The organism is Microbacterium sp. zg.Y909 (assembly GCF_024626565.1).
The window spans coordinates 1-2,986 of the sequence record NZ_JANJFJ010000479.1; the positions used below are offsets into that span (position 1 = coordinate 1).

Below are 2,986 nucleotides of genomic sequence, written 5' to 3' on the forward strand. Positions count from 1 at the left end.
CCGTCGCGGTCCGCCCGAGAGCGATCGACCAGCTCCACCTGCAGCTTCGACCCGCCGAATGCGCGTTTCGATCCCTCCACGATGCGGAGGGACCCCACGATGGCCTGCTCGAGCACCTCCGCCGGAATGGCCTTCGACGTCTTGCCGAGCATGACGGCGCTCTCCAGGGCATCCACCCCCGGCGGGGGCGTGAACTCCGCGATGACCGTCGGGCGTCCGGGACGGTCGCGCAACCAGCGCCGCCGCGTCCAGACCGCGAAACCGAACGCCCCGGCCATCCCGAGCGCAGACGCTGCCTGCACCCAGCCCCACCCCGACGCGAAGTACGACGAGTCGAACAGCACGAAGGTGTCGGGGTCGAATCCGACCGCGATGGTCATCGTCTCGTAGGGAGCAAGGTCTACGGCATCCGCCGTTACGGTCACAGAGCCGTCCTCAGCAGTCACCGCTTGAATCTCGCACTGTTGCGTGGCGCCCTGGTCGCCGACATAGCAGGATTGGCGGCCCGCGAGCGCTCCGGCGAGATCGGCATCCATGTGGAGGGTCGCCGTCACCTCGCCGAACGGCTGCAGCCAATCGACGCCGTTGACGTCCCAGTAGAATTCCTGGCCACCGTCGTCGAAGGTCCAGGTGACGTTTTCGAGGTCGTAGGTGAAAACGAAGGTCTGCTCGCCACGCAGGTAGTCGTCGGCGCGCGAGACCATCTCGAAGACGCCGTCGTCACTGTCGCTCTCGGCCGGCCGCTCGACGCCGGCCTCGTCGGTGATCGAGATGAGCCTCGGGTTAAGGGGCTGCCCGTTGTACGACGTCGGGATCGCGCGCCGCACTCCGCGGTTCTGGTCGATGTCGGGGAACTCGGCGACGAACGTCTCCACCACGCGCAGCCGGCTCGTGCCGTCCTCGGCGCGGGTGAGGCTGTAGTCGACGTCGAGGCTGTCGAACGTGAAGTCGTCGACGTCAGCCGCCACCGGGCCGAGCGCTCCGGCGGACGCTGCGAGCCCGACCAGGAGCAGGGCGAACGTCAGCGCGATCCTTCTGAAAACGTGCACCATGCGTTCAGCCTATGGGCGCGCTGCGGGCCTGTCCGCCGCTGCGCCCGGTCGCTCGCACCGGCGGGGCTACAGTGGTCCCCATGACCGACCGACGCCTCGCCGTGGATGCCTGGGAGGCGCTGTTCCGGGCTCAGTACGAGGTGTTCCAGGAGATCAGCGACGACTTCGACGGATCGGGGCTGACCCAGCCGGAGTACGACGTGATGCTGACGGTGACCCGGTGCGAATCGGGCGCGCGGTTGCGCGAAGTCACCGCCAACATGCTCATCAGCCAGCCGAGCGTCTCGCGCCTGGTCGACCGCATGGTGTCACGGGGACTCCTGACAAAATGCGCCGACCCCACCGATGGGCGCGGGGCCGTGCTCCAGGCGACCCCAGAGGGCACCGCGATGTTCCGCCGTCTGGCCACCCGCCACGGACAGTCGATCGCCGCCCGCATGTCGGTACTTGACGACGACGAGCTGCGGCAGCTCCGGGACCTCGCGACGAAGCTGCGCGGGGTCTGACGCAGACGCCGCGCTCAGGGCGTCCTGCGCCGCAGGGTCAGCGGGGCGAGCACGAGGAAGCCGACAGCGAAGGCCACGACGACCAGCAGCGGACCCCACAGGTCGCTGCCCTCCTCGCCTGCGGTCACCGCGTTGATCGCATCGACTGCGTAACTGAGGGGAAGCCAGTCGCTGATCGCGTACAGCACGTCGGGCATCTCATCGCGGGGCATCAGCAGCCCACCCAGGATGATCTGCGGAAAGACGAGCAGCGGCATGAACTGCACGGCTTGGAACTCGGTTCGGGCGAACGCGCTGGCGAGCAGCCCCAGCGCGGTGCCGAGGACGGCGTCGATCACGGCGACAAGGCCCAGCTGCCAGAGCGGACCTTCCACGCTCAGTCCGCACACCCCGACCGCGAACCACACCGTGACCACGGCCTGCAGCGCCGCCATCGCGCCGAATGCCAGGGCGTAGCCCAGGATGAAATCCCCCTTGCCCAGCGGGGTCGCCATGAGCCGCTCCAGCGTTCCCGACCGACGCTCCCGCAGCGTCGTCACCGAGGTGACCAGGAACATCACCACGAACGGGAAGAGCGCCAGGATCGGGCCGCCGAAGGTGTCGAACACCCCTTCCCTGTCAGCGAAGAGCCAGGAGAACAGCCCGACCAGCAGACTCGGCGCCACCAGCATCAGCGCAATCGAACGGGGGTCGTGACTGAGCTGACGCAGCACCCGCGCCGCGGTGGCCAGCGTGCGCCCCGGGTTCACACCGCGCCCCCGTGGCGGCCGCGGCGGCGATGCTCGCGCCGCAGATGCCCGCCCGCCCGTGCCGGGCCGCGCTCGATGAGCGTCAAGAAGGCCGCATCGGGGTCGGTCGCGCCAGTGGTCTGGAGGAGCCCCTGCGGCGTCGTCTGCGTCAGCACGCTTCCGTCGTGGATCAGCGCGACGTCGTCGCACCGCATCGCCTCGTCCATCACATGACTCGACACGATGAGCGTCGCACCGGCATCGGCCAGGCGCCGGAAGATCGCCCACAGACTCTGCCGCAGCACCGGATCGAGTCCCACGGTGGGCTCGTCCAGCACCAGCACATCGGGCGAGCCGAGCATGGCCACGGCGAGCGAGACCCGGCTGCGCTGCCCGCCTGACAAGCGACCTGCCGGCTGCGTGCGCTGGGCGGTGAGGTCGACATCGGCCATCACGCGTGAGACATCGGATGCCGTCGCGCCGAGCAGCCGCGCGGCGTAGCGCAGGTTCTGCTCCACGGTGAGGTCGTCGTACACCGAGGCGCCCTGCGTCGCGTACGACACCCGGCGCCGCAGGGCGATGGAGCCTGCCGGCTCGCCCAGAACGGTGACGCTGCCTGCGGCCACGATCTGAACCCCCACGATCGCCCGCATGAGCGTCGTCTTGCCGCCACCGCTCGGCCCGAGAAGGCCCGTGATGC

4 protein-coding genes are annotated in these 2,986 nt (G+C 69.4%); 1 reads left to right on the forward strand and 3 read right to left on the reverse strand.

What is annotated here, in order from left to right; genetic code table 11:
- Positions 1–1,052: DUF2207 domain-containing protein (locus tag NQ160_RS21605; RefSeq protein ID WP_257517118.1), on the reverse strand; the 1,052-nt coding region annotated here is incomplete at its 3' end.
- Between the two features lie 80 nt (positions 1,053–1,132).
- Between NQ160_RS21605 and NQ160_RS21610 the strand changes: the two genes are divergently transcribed.
- On the forward strand, positions 1,133–1,558 hold the full coding sequence (locus NQ160_RS21610; protein ID WP_257517119.1) for a MarR family winged helix-turn-helix transcriptional regulator: 426 nt from the start codon (positions 1,133–1,135) through the stop codon (positions 1,556–1,558).
- 14 nt (positions 1,559–1,572) lie between these two features.
- Here the strand turns inward: NQ160_RS21610 and NQ160_RS21615 are convergent, their stop codons facing one another.
- Complete coding sequence (locus NQ160_RS21615) at positions 1,573–2,307, reverse strand: ABC transporter permease (protein ID WP_257517120.1); 735 nt, start codon at positions 2,305–2,307, stop codon at positions 1,573–1,575.
- Positions 2,304–2,986, reverse strand: a 683-nt coding sequence (locus NQ160_RS21620) for an ABC transporter ATP-binding protein (RefSeq protein WP_257517121.1), incomplete at its 5' end; no start/stop codon positions are given. The genes NQ160_RS21620 and NQ160_RS21615, both read right to left, overlap by 4 nt.

Excerpts from the sequence above, each read along its gene's own strand:
- NQ160_RS21610 (WP_257517119.1), top strand. The coding sequence starts at position 1,133 with ATGACCGACCGACGCCTCGCCGTGGATGCCTGGGAGGCGCTGTTCCGG.